Source organism: Actinomadura sp. DC4 (genome assembly GCF_030406325.1).
In the GTDB taxonomy this organism is placed as follows: domain Bacteria; phylum Actinomycetota; class Actinomycetes; order Streptosporangiales; family Streptosporangiaceae; genus Actinoallomurus.
On sequence record NZ_JAUEQY010000007.1, the window covers coordinates 172,556 to 187,195 of the forward strand.

A 14,640-nucleotide genomic window follows, 5' to 3' on the forward strand; every position below is an offset into this window, starting at 1 on the left:
TCAGCTCTCCTCCGCGGCGGGCTGTCCCTGCATTCTCCGCGCAGCGAGCAGGACCGACTTCACGATGTTCTGGTATCCGGTACAGCGGCACAGGTTGCCCGACAGCGCCCAGCGGACCTCGTCCTCGCTGGGGTCGGGCACCTCGTCGAGCAACGCCTTGGCCGCCAGCATCATGCCCGGCGTGCAGAAGCCGCACTGCAGGCCGTGCTCGTCGCGGAAGCTCTCCTGCAGCGGATGCAGCTCGCTCGCGCCGCCCAGCCCCTCGACGGTGGTGACCTCGTGCCCGTCGGCCTGGACGGCCAGCATGGTGCAGCTCTTGACCGCCTTGCCGTCGACCAGCACGGTGCAGGCGCCGCAGTTGGTGGTGTCGCACCCGGTGTGCGTGCCGGTGAGCCGCAGTCCCTGCCGCAGCAGGTGGGCCAGCAGCAGCCGGGGTTCGATGTCGGCCGTACGCCGCTCTCCGTTGACGCTGATCGTCACGCGCCGGACCGGGATGGCTTCGGACGGCTCGGCGGCGATCTCCTCGAACAGTGCCATCTCAGGCCGCCCTCTCCGTCGTGTCGCCGACGCGCGTGAGGATGCGCTCGACGAAGGTGTGCACCAGATGCCGCTTGTACTTCGCGCTGCCGCGGTGGTCGGACTTCGGCTGCGCCGCCTGCGCCGCGAGGGCGGCGGCCTCCCCGATGACGTCGGCGGTCAGCGGCCGGCCGACGAGGACCTTGGCCGCCTCGGCCGCGTCGATCGTGGACCCGCCCACGCCGGTGAGCGCGATCCCGGCGCGGGTGACCAGGCCGCCGGAGGTCTCGACCGCGACCGCGGTGCCGGCGGTGGCGAAGTCGCCGACCCGCCGCTCCAGCTTGAGATAGCCGCCGGCGGGAGTGCCCTCGGGTGCGGGGATCACGGCCTCGACGGCGATCTCGTCATAGGCCAGGGCGTTCTGGAACGGGCCGTCGACGAATCGCCCGATCGGGATCTCGCGGCGGCCGTCCGGCCCCTCCGCGACGACGTGCCCGCCGAGCGCCGTGACGACGGCGGACCAGTCACCCTGCGGGTCCGCGTGGCAGAGGGACCCCACCAGCGTGCCGCGGTTGCGGACGATCGGGTCGGCGACCAGCGGAGCGGCGGCGGCCATCGTCGGCTGGCGGCCGGCCAGCAGCGTGGAGCGTTCGAGGTCGGCGTGCCGGCACAGCGCGCCGACCCGGATCGTGCCGTCCGGATCGGCCCGGTGGTAGTCCAGGCCGGGCAGGCCGTTGATGTCCACCAGCAGCTCCGGCGAGGCGAAGCGGAGCTTCAGCAGCGGCACCAGGCTCTGGCCTCCGGCGAGCACCTTGGCCTCGCCGTCCCCGGCGCGCAGCAGCTCGAGCGCCTCGCCGATCGAGCGGGGCGCCTCGTAGCGGAACCGCGACGGATACATGGTTACCTCCGGGGTCGGGACTCAGGAATCGGCGCGGGTTCCGGGCGCAGCGTCGGCCTCTGGATCGGGTACGGCCACCGGTCCCGGCTCTTCTTCGGCCGGGTCGGGCCGCGGACGCTGGTGCGGCGGCCAGGGGCCCTGCACGGGCTGGCCCGCGACCTTCAGAAAGTCCACGAACTGCGGAAACGCCCACACCGTGGGGCTCTTGCCCGTCTTTGGGGCGTTCTCGAACAGCTCGTACAGGCGTGGGTTGCCCCGGCTGTGCCCATCCGACTCGACCGGCATGGCATGCCCCTTCCACCGGACGGAACCGGGAGGCGCCGTCGCCGCATCAAACGACGGTTATGTTCCACCGCCGCCGGACCCCCGGCAACGGCGGATTAAGGCATTACTTACGCCGCCTCCCGGCGCCTCCTCCGCGGACGCGCGATGTGACGCGTCGGCGCAGCTCAGTGATGGTCCGGACGGTGTGCTGCGCCGTCCGCGAACTGTAACCTCGCGACGTCACTTCGAGGGGATATGCCCCAAATGCCCTTTGTGTGGTGCGGTATATTTGTACTTGGTCCAAATACAAGGTGGTGGAGATGGACGAGGTGGCGACACGGCTGCGGGAGGCCGGGCTGCGGGCGACCGGGCCCCGGCTCGCGGTGGTCGGCGCCCTCCGCGCGTTGGGCGGTCACCGTACGGCCGATGAGGTGTACGCCCACCTGGTGCGCAACGACGTCGCGCACTCCCGGATGAGCGTCTACAACTCACTGGTGGCGCTGGCCGGCGCCGGGCTCGTGCTGCGCGCGGACGTCGGGCGCGGCGCGGTCCTCTACGAGGAGGCCCGTACCTGGCACCACCACTTCGTCTGCCGGCGCTGCGGCCAGGTCAGCGACGTGTCCTGCGCCGTCGACGCCCGGCCCTGTCTCACTCCGCGCGAGGACGTCGGAGTGATCGACGAGGCGCAGGTCCTCTTCCACGGGACCTGCCATCGCTGCGCGGAGGTTCGTGATGAGCGCTGAACGCTTCCGTGATCTCCTGCGGTCGGAGCGGCAGAGCGCTGCCCTCTACCGGGGGCTGGCGGCGGGCGCCGCCGGCGAGAGACGCGAGATCTTCAAGGAGCTGGCCGCGACCGAGGAGCGGCACGCCGCGCACTGGGCGGCCAAGCTCACCGAGCTCGGCGAGGCGGTCCCCGAGGCCGGGGGTCCCGGGCCGCGTACGCGGCTGCTGTCCTGGCTGGCCCGCCGCTTCTCCGCCGACGCCGTGCTGCCGTTCGTGGAGCGCGCCGAGCACGCCGACGCCGGCCTGTACGACGGCGACCCGCACGCCGAGGCGGGGATGGCCGCCGACGAGCGTTCGCACGCCCGCGTGCTGACCCGGATGCGCGACGAGGGCGGCATCCGGCGTGAGCCGTGGCACCGCGGCGATCGTTCGGGCACGCTGCGGGCCGCGGTGTTCGGCGTCAACGACGGGCTCGTCTCCAACACCTCACTGGTCATGGGGTTCGCCGGGTCCGGCGCGGCCGGCCGTACGGTGCTGTTCGCCGGCCTCGCCGGGCTGCTCGCGGGGGCGTTCTCCATGGCGGCCGGGGAGTACGTCTCCATGCGCGGCCAGCGGGAGGCGTACGAGCGTGAGATCGAGCTGGAGTCGGAGGAACTGCGCGACGACCCCGAGGCGGAGGCCGAGGAACTGGCGCTGATCTACCGCGCCAAGGGCCTGGACGCCGAGGAGGCCGGGCGCGTCGCGACGACCATCATGAAGGACCGCGACGCGGCCCTGGACACGATGGCCCGCGAGGAGCTCGGCCTGGACCCGGACGAGCTCGGCTCGCCCTGGTCGGCCGCGTTCTCGAGCCTCGTCGCCTTCACCGCCGGGGCGGCCGTCGCCGTCCTGCCGTACCTGTTCGCCTCGGGTACGGCCGCGCTCGTCGTCGCGATCGCCCTGGCCGCGACCGCGCTGTTCGGCGTCGGCGCCGCGCTCGGCCTGCTCAACGGCCGCAGGGCGCTGCGCTCGGGCGCCCGCCAGCTCCTCATCGGCGGAGGCGCCGCGCTGGCCGTCTACGTCATCGGCCACCTCATCGGAACCTGAGCCCGTATGGCCCCGTGACGCTCACGGGGCCATACGGGCCTACGCCGCAGGTCACTCCGGGTCGTGGCCGATCAGCTCACGCCAGGTGCGCGGGCCGACGACGCCGTCCGCGGCGATGCCCACGCTCTCCTGGAACGCGTGGACGGCCTCCTCTGTGGCGTTGCCGAAGATCCCGTCCACGGCGTCGGACGAGCCGAAGTAGAAGAGCTTGAGCAGCTCGTTCTGCGCCGCCCGTACGAAGTCACCCCTGCTGCCGCGGCGAACGGTCGAGCCGAGCGTGACCCCGTCGGTGAACCTGGTCCAGGTCCGGTCGCCGACGACGCCGTCCACCGTCGCCCCGGCCCGTGCCTGGAACTCCCGTACGGCGGTCTCGGTCGCCGAGCCGAACTCCCCGTCGGCGGCGAGCGCGCCCTCCCCCGCGCCGCGCAGCAGGTACTGCAGCGTCGTCACGTTCGGCCCGGAGCTCCCGCGTTTCAGGATCGGCCATGGCGTCTCAGCTGTCATGCGATCCACCTCCCCATGGTGGTTTCTCCCCGCCTCGGTGCGGGGGAACGTATGTAGGACGTCCAGGGGCAGGTGGGCGTTTGCCTCGCAAACCGGGACTGGCGGTCCGGTCAGGAGGGCCTGACCTTACGGTCAGTGATCCATCAGCCTCGCAGGGTGTGTTCCAGCCGGCGTACGCCGAGGGTCAGCGCGACGGTGCCGAGCACCGCGAGGTAGACCGCGGACACGACGAAGTGGCCGCCGCCGCCCGTGCCGAGGAAGGCCGCCCGGGTGAGCTCGATGCCGTGGTAGAGCGGCAGGACCTCGACGAACACCCGGACGGGGCGCGGGTAGACGCCCAGCGGGAAGAACGTCGTGGCGAACAGGAACATCGGCAGCATCACCAGCTGGATCAGCTGGAAGTCCTGCCGGCTCCGCAGGAGCGTCACGACGAGCAGCCCGATCGAGGCGAAGGCGAACCCGATCAGCAGCGCGCCCGGGACGACCAGCAGCGCCGCCGGCGTACGGACCAGGCCGAGGAGGCTCACGACGGCGAGGAAGGTGCTGGAGACGAGGGCGCCGCGCAACAGGGCCCAGCACACCTCGCCGACGGCGACCGAGCGTACGGACATGGGCGTGGTGAGGATGGACTCGTAGGTCTTGTCGGTGGCGAGCTTGGCGTACATGTTGAACGTGGTCTCGTTCATGGCCCCGTTCATCGCGGCGGTGGCGAGCAGCGCCGGCGCCACGAACCGCGGGTAGGTCATGGAGGCGTCGTGCAGGCCCGGCACGCGGCCGACGAGCGCGCCGATGCCGACGCCGAACGCCAGCAGGTACAGCAGCGGCTCGAAGATCTCGGCGAGGATCACCGGCCAGGTGTGGCGGTAGATCATCAGGTTGCGCTCGACCATCGTGCGGGCGCGGCCGGGGCGCAGGGTGTTCGTGACCGTCACGGAAGGCTCCTCTTCCCGGCTCAGACGTGCAGGGTACGGCGGTAGGTGCGGCGGGCCACGGCCAGGCCGGCGGCGGCCATCGCGGCCAGGTACGCCGTGTGGACCAGCACGCCGGGGAGCGTCTCGGTGCCCAGCGCAACGGTGCGGCAGAGGTCGACGCCGTGCCACAGCGGCGTGGCCCAGGCGACCGGCCGCAGCCAGGCCGGCAGCTGCTCGATCGGGAAGAACGTGCCCGAGAACATGTACAGCGGCAGGACCGCGAACCGGAACACCGCAGTGACCTGGGACGGCCGGGTCACGGTCACCGCCCAGGCCGCGGCCGGGGTGGCGAACGCGACCGCGACGAGCAGCGCGATCGGCACGAGCAGCGGCGCGCGGTACGGGCTGACGGCGCCGAAGAGCACGCTCACGCCGGTGAACAGGATCGCGTTCTGCACCGCCCGCAGCGCCCAGTACATGAGGTGCCCGTACAGGATGTCGGCCGGCGCGAGCGGCGTGGCCGTCGCGGCGCGGTAGCTGCCGCGCGGCCGCGCGGCGTCCATGACCGGGCCCGCCGCCTCCAGGAACGCGGTCTGCATGACCGCGGCGACCAGCATGCCGGGCAGGATGAACCGTACGTACGGGACGTGCAGGTACTCGCTGTGGTTGTGGTTGATCAGCTTGCCCAGCCCGAGCCCGAGGGCGGTCAGGAAGAGCAGCGGGTTGGCGACGCTGATGACGATCGAGCCGCGCCACGTACGGCGGTAGCGGAACAGCCAGTAGCCGAGCTCGCGGAATGCGGGCGCCGAACGCGCCCGGGCCAGTGCGTCCATGTCTCCCCCCGTGGGTCAGTCCCCGTGGGTCAGTCGACGAGCGAGCGGCCGGTCAGGGTGAGGAAGACGTCCTCCAGGCTGGAGCGCCGGATCAGCGCGGTCTGCGGCCGTACGCCCCGCGCGTTCACCGCCGCCAGCGTCTCCTCGCCGTCGTCGGTGTAGAGCATCAGCCGGTAGGGGAGCTCCTCCACGCGTTCGACCAGGCCACGGCACTTGTCCGCCATGGTCTGCCTCTCGTCCGGGGCGAAGCGCAGCTCCAGCACCTCACGGGTGGTGTGGCGGGCGATGAGCTCGGCGGGCGTGCCGGCCGCGACGATCGTGCCCGCCTCCATGACGACGAGCCGGTCGCAGAGCTGTTCGGCCTCGTCCATGTAGTGCGTCGTGAGCAGCAGGGTCACGCCGTCCTGCTTGAGCTGGAACAGGCGTTCCCAGAGCAGATGGCGGGCCTGCGGGTCCAGGCCGGTGGTCGGCTCGTCGAGCAGGACGATCTCGGGCTCGTTGATGAGCGCCCGCGCGATCGTGAGCCGCCGCCGCATCCCGCCGGAGAGCGTGGCGACGGCGGCGTCGCTCTTCTCGGTGAGACGCGTGAACTCCAGCAGCCGCGCGCTGCGCTCGCGCAGGACCTTCCACGGCAGGCCGAAGTAGCGGCCGTAGATCAGGAGGTTCTCGCGTACGGTCAGCTCACCGTCGATGGTGTCGTCCTGGGGTACGACGCCGAGCCGCGCCCTGATCGCCGCGCCGTCGGTGACACTGTCCCGCCCGAGTATGCGCAGGCTGCCGGCGGTGACCGGGGAGACGCAGGCGATCATGCGCATGGTGGAGGACTTGCCCGCGCCGTTGGCCCCGAGGACGCCGAACGCCTCGCCGCGGTGCACTTCGAGGTCGATCCCGTCGACGGCGGTGAACCCGTCGCCGCCCTTGCCGTAGACCTTCGTGAGCCCTTCGGCCTCGATCAGCACCGTCGGTGCCATCTGTGTCCCCCTGACTCTGCATCGGTCCGGCCAGCATGAAGTTACCGATTATCATCAGGGTTTTGCAATGAAATATTCGTCTTTTGCTGTCGATCGCCAGCTCTTGACCGTACTCGCGAGTGGCCGTCCGGCCACAGGCGACCCGTTCGGCCCGTTTCACCAGGTCAGGGCGCGTTTTCGTGGCGGTTCCAGCTGAAGGATCCGGCCCGCAGCTCTTCTAAGGTCGCGGCGACCCAGCGCAACTCGGCGTCGGTGACGGCACGCAGGTACTCGACCTCGATCAGCGTCACGCGCGGGAGCTCCGGACCCCCGGCCTCCGGGTCGAGTTCCGCGTCCAGTTCGGCGACGCGGCTGGTGAGATGGTCGCGACGCCGCTCCAGCAGACCGCGGACGGATTCCGGGGTGAGCAACATCAGGAACGACAACGCCGCAGGGAACTCCGGAAACTCGTTGCGCGGCGTCGAAAGGATCTCCGCGAGCCAGTGCCGGGACGTGTCGCGCCCCGCGTCGGTGAGGTGGTAGGTCGTCCGCTCGGGATAGCGCTCGTCGCGGTCGGTGCCCTTGGCCGTGATCAGACCGGCCTCCGCCAGCCGGTCGATCACCCGGTACAGGCTCGCCCGCTGGCCAACGTTCACGACCTGATCCTTGCCCCACTGCTTGATCAGGCGCTGGATTCCGTACGGGTGCATGGGTCCGTTCTCCAGCAGGCCGAGGATCGCCAGGGCGAGCGGAGAGCGACGGAAGGTCGCGGTCACACGTTCAAGGGTACCGGAATAAGTAACACAGAAACTAGTTGCATTGACACTAGATGATATGTGACTATTGCCCACATGGACACAAGCGACCAGCTCGCGGACACGGCAGGGCCTGAATCGGCATCCGACACGACGTCACCTCGGCCCGGCGCCGACGGCACCCCGGCGATGGACACCGGCTCAGTCGTCTCCCGAGACGGCACTCGCATCGGCTATCTGAAGGTCGGGCATGGGCCGGCCATCGTGGTGATGCACGGCAGCATGGAGTCGGCTCACAGCCACACGTTGCTGGCCCAGGCTCTCTCTGACGACTTCACCGTCTACCTGCCGGACCGCCGCGGCCGTGGCAGCTCCGGCCCGCACCGGCCCGACCACGACATCCGTACGGAGGTCGAGGACCTGGCCGCCGTGATGGCGGAGTCGGGCGCGCAGATGATCTTCGGGGTCAGCGCCGGCGGCCTTGTCGCCCTCGAGGCCGCACGCACCCTGCCCGACGTGCGCAAGGTGGCCGTCTATGAGCCCGCGCTGCTCCTGGACCCGAACTGGGACGCCGCCTGGCTGCAACGCTTCGAAGAGGAGATCGCCGCCGGAAAGGTGGCGGCGGCCATGGTCACGAGCATGTTCGGGCTGGAGCTCGCGCCGTCCTTCCTCAAGGTCATACCGCGCCGCTTCATGGTGTCGCTCACCGAGAGGATGATGAGCAAAGAGGACGGGAAAGCCGCTCGGGACGCCATCACGATGCGCAAGCTGGCGCCCACCGTCTACTACGACGGACTGCTCATCAAGGAGATGGCCGGCAAGGTCGACGTCTTCCGGGACATGACCGCCGACGTGTTCCTGCTCAGCGGCAGCAGGGGGCTGCGCCTCCTCACACCTGGAGGCGAAGCCCTCGCCGGGGTCCTGCCGCACCGCCGGGTCGTCGAGTTCGCGGGCCTCGACCACGGGGCCTCCAGCGACCCCAGCGCCACCAATCCGAAGGGCAATCCCGAGACCGTCGCTCAGGTGGTCCGGGAAGTCCGCTCCTTCTTCGCCGGTCCCGCCTCTGCGCCTCCGGCATGATGCCGGTGCCGGTGTTGACCGGCGCCCGTCGCCTAGTCGAGCGCGGCCATCGCGGCACGTAGTTCGTCGAGGGTCCGGCGTGCGACGTCGGCGAGGGTCTGCTCGTCGGCCGGATCGGACCAGCGGTCGAAGGCCTGGTAGAAGGCGCGTGCGCCGAGTTCGGCCGCGAGGCTCGCGGTGAGATCCGACACGCCCCGCTTACGGAGTGCGCCCGCCATGACGCCGGCGAGGGAGACGCGTTTGGACGCGGCGCGTTCCTGCAGCTCAGGGGTGTCGGCGATGACCGCCCGGAGTCGCGCGCTGAACTCGCGGCGGTCGTTCGTGAAGGTGGCCGTGAGCGCGTCGAGAGCCGAGGCGACCGCCTGGAGAGGCGTCGCCGAGTCCGCCGCCACCGCGATCGCTTCGGCCAGGAGCCGGCCGTGGATCTCCTGCCCGGCGAACAGGACCTCGCGCTTGTCGGGGAAGTGGCGGAAGAAGGTCGTCTTGGTCAGCCCGCCGGCACGCTCGGCGATCTGGTTGCGACGTTACCGAGTCACATCACTCCTTGCGTTTCGCTTCGGCGGGGCGCCCTATTCCGGGAGAACCTGCTCATGCGAGTCTTCGTCACCGGCGCCAGTGGCCACATCGGTTCGGCCGTGGTGCCCGAACTCATCCAGGGCGGACACGAGGTCGTCGGTCTGGCCCGATCCGACGCCTCGGCCGCCGCCGTCAAGGCCATGGGCGCCGAGGTACGCCGCGGTGACCTCGACGACCTGGCCGGTCTACGCGAGGCCGCGGCCGGCGCGGACGCCACCATCCACCTCGCGTTCGATCACACCAGCATCGCCGCCGGGAGGTTCGCCGACGCCGTGGCCGCCGACCACGCCGTGGTGCGCGCCTTCGGAGACGCGCTGGCCGGGAGCGGCAAGACCTTCATGGGCGTCGGCCTGGCCTCCACCGGCGACGCGCGGCGAGATGCGGCGATCAACGCCAACCCCCGCGCCGCCGTCGCCCGTACGATCGCCGAATTCACCGAACGCGACGTACGCGCCATCCTCATCGGCATCCCGCCGGTCACCCACAGCGCGCGAGACCGGCACGGCTTCATCCCCATCCTGATCAAGATCGCCCGTGAGAGAGGCGCGGCCGGCTACGTCGACGACGGCTCGAACCGCTGGCCCGCCGGCCACCTTCTGGACGTCGCCCGCCTGTACCGTCTCGCCCTGGACAAGGCCCCGGCCGGATCCCAGCTGACCGCCGCGGCCGAAGAGGGCGTCAGGGTGCGTGAGATCGCCGAGACCATCGGACGCCACCTGGACATCCCCGCCGTGAGCGTCCCGGCCGAGCATGCCGCGGACCACTTCAAGGGCTTCCCGTTCATCGCGCTCGACATCACGATGCCCAACGCGGCGACCCGGGAACTACTGGACTGGCAGCCGGTCCACCCCGGCCTGCTCGCCGACCTCGACGACGGCCACTACTTCACCACCGGCTGACTCAGCGCGGCGCCGGGATCGGTTCGACGAGCCGCCGCGGGCCCCTCGTGGTCGAGAAGACCTCCGTCCTGATCGTGGCGGACGGAGCGCTTCACGCCGGATGGAGAGTAGAAGGCGTCTCGCACGATCGAGATGGGCACCTGTCCGGGTGTCCGCCACAGCGGGCGCGCCTGGTCGCGATGGCCGGTGAACGGCTGCACCTTCCGGGTTGGACGGGGATCAGCGGAGTGACACTTTCGCATCTTTCAACAGCTCTTGAAACGTCGGCGGGCCACCCGGACGCGTCCGTACATTCCCCGCATGGCCGCATCTTCGGAAACGCCCGCGCAGTCGCCGACCGGCACCGGCGATACGGAGCCACCGTCGCGGCCGAGAGTCCGCGGGCGGAAGCGGCTCGTCATCGTGGGCGGGGTCGTGGTCGTCACCGCCGGGTTGGTCGCCGCGAGCATCGCGGTCTGGCGTACCGAGCCCCAGGATCCCGGCGAGAAGGTGGCTCAGCCGCACCGCGCCGCCGTCGCGTTACCGCGGCCCGCGGCCGGGCAGCCCCGCTGGGCGGTCCCGGACCACCACTGGACCGCGCTCAGCAAGACCTGGACCACCGTGAGCTCCGGCAGTGGCGACTTCACAGGCCTTCGCCTCGTGTCCGACGGGAAGCGGGCCATCGCGTACGAGGCCGGCCGGCTCACCGCGTACGACGGCGCCACCGGCAAACGGATCTGGTGGAGAGCACTGGCGTGGGACGGCTCCTACGAGCCCGTGGCCGGCGACGGCATCGTGATCGTCCCCCTCCACGATTCGGACAGTCGTTTCAGTGACTGCGTCGCGTTCGACTCGGCGACCGGCGCGCAGCGGTGGCGCGAACCGCTGTGCCCGGGTTCGAGTCCCGCCGACGGCCCGGTGGGCGCGTTGTCGCACGGGGTCTTCTACTACACCGCCGGCAGGACGGTCACCGGTGTCGACGCGGCCACCGGTGAACGTCGTTACCAGCGCAGATTCCTCCACGACCTCGGCCTTTCCACTCCGGTGGTCGCGAACGGCAGAATCGTGCTGAGCGGGAGTTGGTGGTCTCCGAACCGATCCACGCCCGGCAAGTCCGGGATCCATCTCCTGTCACCGGACCTGAAGACGGACCAGGACATCCCCTTGTCCGGCGACTCCGATGGCGAACACGTGACCATGCCCGATCTGCCGGCCGTCAGCGGCGACGTCGTTCTCGTACGGTCCGGGAACGCGATCCGGCCGGTCGACACCCGCACCGGAAGGAAGCCGTCGCTGCGCTGGACCACCCCTCAGGGAAATGTCGTGGGCGTGTCGGGCCGGACGGTGGTGACCGCCATGACCGTCTACGCCGGCCGGCGGCGCGTCAGCGGCTACGACCTGCTCACCGGCGCGCGCGTCTGGTCGCGGGAGATCGAGAGAAAATCGTTCTCCTACGACATCGAGGACGGCACCCTGTTCGCGCTCGGAGACGGCGTCGCGATCATCGATTCCACTACCGGAAAGACCGTCTTCCAGCGCCCTGCCGCCCGTCACGACGGGAACGACATCGCCCGGCAGGGCCGCGCCGTATCGGCCGGCGGCCACATCGTGGTCTTCGACGACAAGGGCGGCATCACCGGCTACCACTGAACCGGCCGGCATTCGTCCGCACCGAGCTGCGGCAACACGCGTAGATCCGCCTCTCAATGAGCCCGAATATCCGGCAGCAGCATCCGAACATCGGCGAAGGAGACCGGTTTGACCGTTCACAGCCCCGGGCGTCCCACTGACCTGCCCCGAGCCGAGGAGTTGTGGGCCGACGCGGCCGTGCTCGCCGTCCTCAGCGCCGGGCTGAGGCCCGGCTACCTGGAGCAGGCCGAGCTCGACGAGCACGGGCTGCGCTCACTCGACTCCCAGAACGGGTGGTGGACGCTGAGCCGCTGGCCGCACGGACGTATGGTGCTGTGCGGCATCGACGACGACTACGGCGAAACGCTCCTGGAGCCGCCCGTCGACCTTCTGGCCGGCGGCCCGGACTGGCTGCCGGCCGACTACCTCGCCGACCCGCTCGGCGGAGGCGAGACCGTGGGGCTGGTGTACTGGTGGGACGGGTCGTGGGGGCGCGCTCCTTATCCGGACGGTCTGCGCGACGACGGCCTGGCCGGGCTCGCGCCGGTGTCGCGTGAGGAGTGGCCGTGGCGCCACGACATCCTGGACTGCGCATCGGACGCCGACGAGGCCGGTGCGGCCTACGACGCCCTGCTCAGTGCCGCCCGGTCGTACACAGTGGACGAAGCGGCACTCGGCCGCCTGTTCGGCGCGCTGGACGTCGGGCGGCTGACCACCGAGATGCACGCCTCCATCGACCTCACCGCCGCACTCGACGTCGCCCGGCGCGCCGGCCTCACACAGGGCTGACGCTCGGGCACGTCATCGAGCCGACCGGGGATTGGCACCGGACTATTTCTTGACCGGGTCGGATCCGGACTGCTTGATGATCTGGTCGCCGGGGCGTAGTGAGTCCCAGAAGGAACGGTTGACTCGGATCTTCTTGGACTTGCCGTCGGTGAAAGTGACGTCGAGGTAGTGGTAGAGATTCGACCCGTCCGGCATGTTTCGGGATTTGTCGGTGACAACGCCTTCCCACGCTTCGCTCTTGCGTACCCGTCGTGACCTGAACATATGGTGGCCCCTTTTTCCGTGTGTCTCCGGAAAAGGCTAAAGAGAGGCCGAGCCGGGGGCATCCGCCGCGTGTCGGGTCTTGCGGTGCGACTTCAGGCTGAGGGCCGGGGGCGGGCGATACCGAGGTCGTAGGCGATCACGACGGCCTGGACGCGATCGCGGGCGCCGAGCTTGCGCAGCACGGCCGAGACGTGGGTCTTCACGGTCGCTTCCGCGAGGACCAGGTGCCGGGCGATCTCGGCGTTGGAGGCGGCCCGGGCGACCAGGGTGAGCACCTCCCGCTCGCGGTCCGTCAGCTCGGCCAGCCGCTCGGGCAGGACGGGTTCGTTCGGCTGGATGGCCACGAACCGGTCGAGGAGCCGGCGGGTCACGGTCGGGGCCAGCAGTGCCTCGCCTCGGGCGACCACCCTGACGGCGTCGGCCAGCTCGGGTGGCCGCACGTCCTTGAGCAGGAAGCCGCTCGCCCCGGCCCGCAGAGCGGCGTAGAGCGGCTCGTCCAGGTCGAATGTGGTCAGGATGATGACCTTCGGCGGGTCGGCGGCGGCGATGATCTGCCGGGTGGCGGTGATGCCGTCCATACCTGGCATCCGCACATCCATCAGCACGACGTCGGGGCGCAGGCGAGCCGCCTCCCGTACGGCCTGGTCTCCGTCGCCGGCCTCACCGACGACCTCCAGGTCGTCGCGGGCATCGATGATCATGCAGAGTCCGGCCCGTACGAGATCCTGGTCGTCGGCGACGAGCACCTTGATGGTCATCGAGGCTCCTCCAGCGGCAGCCGGGCACGTACCCGGAACCCTCCGGCCGGATCGGGTCCCGCCGCGAGTGATCCGCCCATCATCGCGGCGCGTTCGCGCATGCCGGCGATGCCGTGTCCCGTCTCCAGGCCGGTCAGGCGGCCGCCGCCGGTGCCGTCGTCGCGGACGTCGATGGTGAGCTCGCGGTCGGTGACGGCGACGGTGATGTCGGTGGTACGGGCGCGGGCATGGCGCAGGGTGTTGGTGAGCGATTCCTGGACGATCCGGTAGGCCGACAGTTCGACTCCGGGGGGCAGCGTCCTGGTGTCCAGTCCCTCGGCCCGGAGCTTCACGCGCAGTCCCGCCGCGGCCATCGGCCTGGTCAGGCCGTCGAGATCGGCGAGGCCGGGCTGGGGTGCCGCGGGGACCTCGGTACCGGGCTCGTCGCCCAGGAACCTGACGGTACGCAGGAACGCGCGCAACTCGGTGAGGGCCTGCCGGCCGGAGGTCTCCAGGTCGCGCAGCGCCTGGCGGGCCTTGGCCGGGTTGACGTCGAACACGTCGTCCGCCGCGGCCGCCTGGACGACCATGACCGACACCGTGTGGGCGAGAACATCGTGCAGTTCGCGGGCGATGCGCGCCCGTTCCTCCAGGACCACGCGCCGCGCCTCGGCCTGGCGGCGGGCGGAGCGGGCCCTTCCCAGCGCTCCCCAGCTCCAGGCCAGCAGGGCGGCGGCGAGCCACAGCGGCACGTGCGGCGACCGCCCGGTCGCCCACGGCAGGACACCGGCCGACGCCATCGCCCCCGCCAGGCCCCACAGAGACACGCGGGCGGGACGGAGCCAGGCGAAGGTGCTCAGCACCACCAGCGCGATCCCGGGCCCGGCCTCCGGATACAGGAACTGGATCCCGCCCCCGGCCAGGAGCACCGTCGCCGTCACCGCGCCAGGCCGCTCCCCCATCCACCAGACGGCGCCCGCCTGGACCGCCACCAGGGCGAACAGCGCGGCCCGTCCGGCCGCTCCGGGAAGCCCGTGGGGCGTGAGTAAGGCCAGCGGCGCCATCAGGGCCAACGCGCACCCGACAAGGAGCATGCGCCACCGCAGAGGCAGCGTCGCGTCGAACCGGTCCGGCACGCTGCCCGACGCTAGCAGCACGCGTATCCGGCCACGCGTCGTTGCGCCCGCGGCCGTACGGCGAAAAGCGCCATCAGGAGGCAGTCCAGATGCCGGGTCCTCTGACGGAAA

The 14,640-nt window shown here is 70.8% G+C and carries 18 protein-coding genes; 6 read left to right on the plus strand and 12 right to left on the minus strand.

What is annotated here, in order from left to right; all coding sequences use genetic code 11:
- From QWU11_RS14150 to QWU11_RS14160, 3 genes are read right to left on the minus strand one after another with little or no spacing between them, the layout of a single operon-like run.
- Window positions 1–537: a (2Fe-2S)-binding protein gene (locus QWU11_RS14150; RefSeq protein ID WP_290107768.1), complete on the minus strand. Its 537-nt coding sequence runs from the start codon at window positions 535–537 to the stop codon at window positions 1–3.
- A 1-nt stretch (window position 538) separates the two neighbouring features.
- A complete protein-coding gene (locus QWU11_RS14155; protein WP_290107773.1) occupies window positions 539–1,414 on the minus strand; it encodes a xanthine dehydrogenase family protein subunit M in 876 nt (291 codons plus the stop codon).
- Window positions 1,415–1,435: 21 nt separating this feature from the next.
- On the minus strand, window positions 1,436–1,699 hold the full coding sequence (locus tag QWU11_RS14160; RefSeq protein ID WP_290107789.1) for a hypothetical protein: 264 nt from the start codon (window positions 1,697–1,699) through the stop codon (window positions 1,436–1,438).
- A 299-nt stretch (window positions 1,700–1,998) separates the two neighbouring features.
- Between QWU11_RS14160 and QWU11_RS14165 the strand changes: the two genes are divergently transcribed.
- The gene (locus QWU11_RS14165) at window positions 1,999–2,421 is read left to right on the plus strand and encodes a Fur family transcriptional regulator (RefSeq protein ID WP_290107792.1); all 423 of its coding nucleotides are present in this window, start codon (window positions 1,999–2,001) and stop codon (window positions 2,419–2,421) included.
- Window positions 2,411–3,487, plus strand: a complete 1,077-nt coding sequence (locus QWU11_RS14170; protein WP_290107796.1) for a VIT1/CCC1 transporter family protein — start codon at window positions 2,411–2,413, stop codon at window positions 3,485–3,487. Before QWU11_RS14165 ends, QWU11_RS14170 begins: the two co-directional genes overlap by 11 nt.
- A 51-nt stretch (window positions 3,488–3,538) precedes the next feature.
- Here the strand turns inward: QWU11_RS14170 and QWU11_RS14175 are convergent, their stop codons facing one another.
- From QWU11_RS14175 to QWU11_RS14195, 5 genes are all read right to left on the minus strand, one after another.
- Window positions 3,539–3,991: a peptidoglycan-binding protein gene (locus tag QWU11_RS14175; protein ID WP_290107799.1), complete on the minus strand. Its 453-nt coding sequence runs from the start codon at window positions 3,989–3,991 to the stop codon at window positions 3,539–3,541.
- Between the two features lie 143 nt (window positions 3,992–4,134).
- Complete coding sequence (locus QWU11_RS14180) at window positions 4,135–4,923, minus strand: ABC transporter permease (protein WP_290107808.1); 789 nt, start codon at window positions 4,921–4,923, stop codon at window positions 4,135–4,137.
- 20 nt (window positions 4,924–4,943) lie between these two features.
- Entirely contained in the window at window positions 4,944–5,735 is a 792-nt protein-coding gene (locus tag QWU11_RS14185) for an ABC transporter permease (RefSeq protein ID WP_290107810.1), read from the minus strand.
- A gap of 29 nt (window positions 5,736–5,764) precedes the next feature.
- Window positions 5,765–6,706 (minus strand): ABC transporter ATP-binding protein, encoded by a 942-nt coding sequence (locus tag QWU11_RS14190; protein WP_290107813.1) that lies wholly within the window; start codon window positions 6,704–6,706, stop codon window positions 5,765–5,767.
- Window positions 6,707–6,870: 164 nt separating this feature from the next.
- Window positions 6,871–7,461, minus strand: a complete 591-nt coding sequence (locus QWU11_RS14195; RefSeq protein WP_290107817.1) for a PadR family transcriptional regulator — start codon at window positions 7,459–7,461, stop codon at window positions 6,871–6,873.
- Window positions 7,462–7,536: 75 nt separating this feature from the next.
- Here QWU11_RS14195 and QWU11_RS14200 point away from each other — a divergent pair, with 75 nt between their 5' ends.
- A complete protein-coding gene (locus QWU11_RS14200; protein ID WP_290107828.1) occupies window positions 7,537–8,520 on the plus strand; it encodes an alpha/beta hydrolase in 984 nt (327 codons plus the stop codon).
- A gap of 32 nt (window positions 8,521–8,552) precedes the next feature.
- Here the strand turns inward: QWU11_RS14200 and QWU11_RS14205 are convergent, their stop codons facing one another.
- Window positions 8,553–8,912 (minus strand): hypothetical protein, encoded by a 360-nt coding sequence (locus tag QWU11_RS14205; RefSeq protein ID WP_290107846.1) that lies wholly within the window; start codon window positions 8,910–8,912, stop codon window positions 8,553–8,555.
- A 198-nt stretch (window positions 8,913–9,110) separates the two neighbouring features.
- On the opposite strand from QWU11_RS14205, the gene QWU11_RS14210 reads away from it, so the two are divergent.
- The 3 genes from QWU11_RS14210 to QWU11_RS14220 all read left to right on the plus strand — a co-directional run bounded on the left by QWU11_RS14210 (window position 9,111) and on the right by QWU11_RS14220 (window position 12,392).
- A complete protein-coding gene (locus QWU11_RS14210) occupies window positions 9,111–9,995 on the plus strand; it encodes an SDR family oxidoreductase (RefSeq protein ID WP_290107848.1) in 885 nt (294 codons plus the stop codon).
- Between the two features lie 300 nt (window positions 9,996–10,295).
- Window positions 10,296–11,624 carry a PQQ-binding-like beta-propeller repeat protein gene (locus tag QWU11_RS14215; protein ID WP_290107850.1) on the plus strand — a complete coding sequence of 443 codons (1,329 nt, stop codon included), beginning with the start codon at window positions 10,296–10,298 and terminating at the stop codon, window positions 11,622–11,624.
- A 108-nt stretch (window positions 11,625–11,732) separates the two neighbouring features.
- Window positions 11,733–12,392 carry a hypothetical protein gene (locus QWU11_RS14220; RefSeq protein WP_290107856.1) on the plus strand — a complete coding sequence of 220 codons (660 nt, stop codon included), beginning with the start codon at window positions 11,733–11,735 and terminating at the stop codon, window positions 12,390–12,392.
- 42 nt (window positions 12,393–12,434) lie between these two features.
- Here QWU11_RS14220 and QWU11_RS14225 read toward each other — a convergent pair whose 3' ends face one another.
- The 3 genes from QWU11_RS14225 to QWU11_RS14235 form a co-directional block, all read right to left on the minus strand.
- The gene (locus QWU11_RS14225; protein ID WP_290107857.1) at window positions 12,435–12,587 is read right to left on the minus strand and encodes a hypothetical protein; all 153 of its coding nucleotides are present in this window, start codon (window positions 12,585–12,587) and stop codon (window positions 12,435–12,437) included.
- A 161-nt stretch (window positions 12,588–12,748) separates the two neighbouring features.
- Window positions 12,749–13,414, minus strand: coding sequence for a response regulator transcription factor (locus tag QWU11_RS14230; RefSeq protein WP_290107877.1), 666 nt, complete (start codon window positions 13,412–13,414; stop codon window positions 12,749–12,751).
- Entirely contained in the window at window positions 13,411–14,550 is a 1,140-nt protein-coding gene (locus tag QWU11_RS14235; protein WP_290107889.1) for a sensor histidine kinase, read from the minus strand. The genes QWU11_RS14230 and QWU11_RS14235 overlap by 4 nt, the downstream gene beginning before the upstream one ends.
- Window positions 14,551–14,640: the final 90 nt, after the last annotated feature.

Bases quoted from the DNA above. Each gene is read 5' to 3' on its own strand.
- QWU11_RS14150 (WP_290107768.1), bottom strand. From the start codon at position 537: ATGGCACTGTTCGAGGAGATCGCCGCCGAGCCGTCCGAAGCCATCCCG.
- QWU11_RS14155 (WP_290107773.1), bottom strand. From the start codon at position 1,414: ATGTATCCGTCGCGGTTCCGCTACGAGGCGCCCCGCTCGATCGGCGAG.
- QWU11_RS14160 (WP_290107789.1), bottom strand. From the start codon at position 1,699: ATGCCGGTCGAGTCGGATGGGCACAGCCGGGGCAACCCACGCCTGTAC.
- QWU11_RS14165 (WP_290107792.1), top strand. From the start codon at position 1,999: ATGGACGAGGTGGCGACACGGCTGCGGGAGGCCGGGCTGCGGGCGACC.
- QWU11_RS14170 (WP_290107796.1), top strand. From the start codon at position 2,411: ATGAGCGCTGAACGCTTCCGTGATCTCCTGCGGTCGGAGCGGCAGAGC.
- QWU11_RS14175 (WP_290107799.1), bottom strand. From the start codon at position 3,991: ATGACAGCTGAGACGCCATGGCCGATCCTGAAACGCGGGAGCTCCGGG.
- QWU11_RS14185 (WP_290107810.1), bottom strand. From the start codon at position 5,735: ATGGACGCACTGGCCCGGGCGCGTTCGGCGCCCGCATTCCGCGAGCTC.
- QWU11_RS14190 (WP_290107813.1), bottom strand. From the start codon at position 6,706: ATGGCACCGACGGTGCTGATCGAGGCCGAAGGGCTCACGAAGGTCTAC.
- QWU11_RS14200 (WP_290107828.1), top strand. From the start codon at position 7,537: ATGGACACAAGCGACCAGCTCGCGGACACGGCAGGGCCTGAATCGGCA.
- QWU11_RS14210 (WP_290107848.1), top strand. From the start codon at position 9,111: ATGCGAGTCTTCGTCACCGGCGCCAGTGGCCACATCGGTTCGGCCGTG.
- QWU11_RS14215 (WP_290107850.1), top strand. From the start codon at position 10,296: ATGGCCGCATCTTCGGAAACGCCCGCGCAGTCGCCGACCGGCACCGGC.
- QWU11_RS14225 (WP_290107857.1), bottom strand. From the start codon at position 12,587: ATGCCGGACGGGTCGAATCTCTACCACTACCTCGACGTCACTTTCACC.
- QWU11_RS14230 (WP_290107877.1), bottom strand. From the start codon at position 13,414: ATGACCATCAAGGTGCTCGTCGCCGACGACCAGGATCTCGTACGGGCC.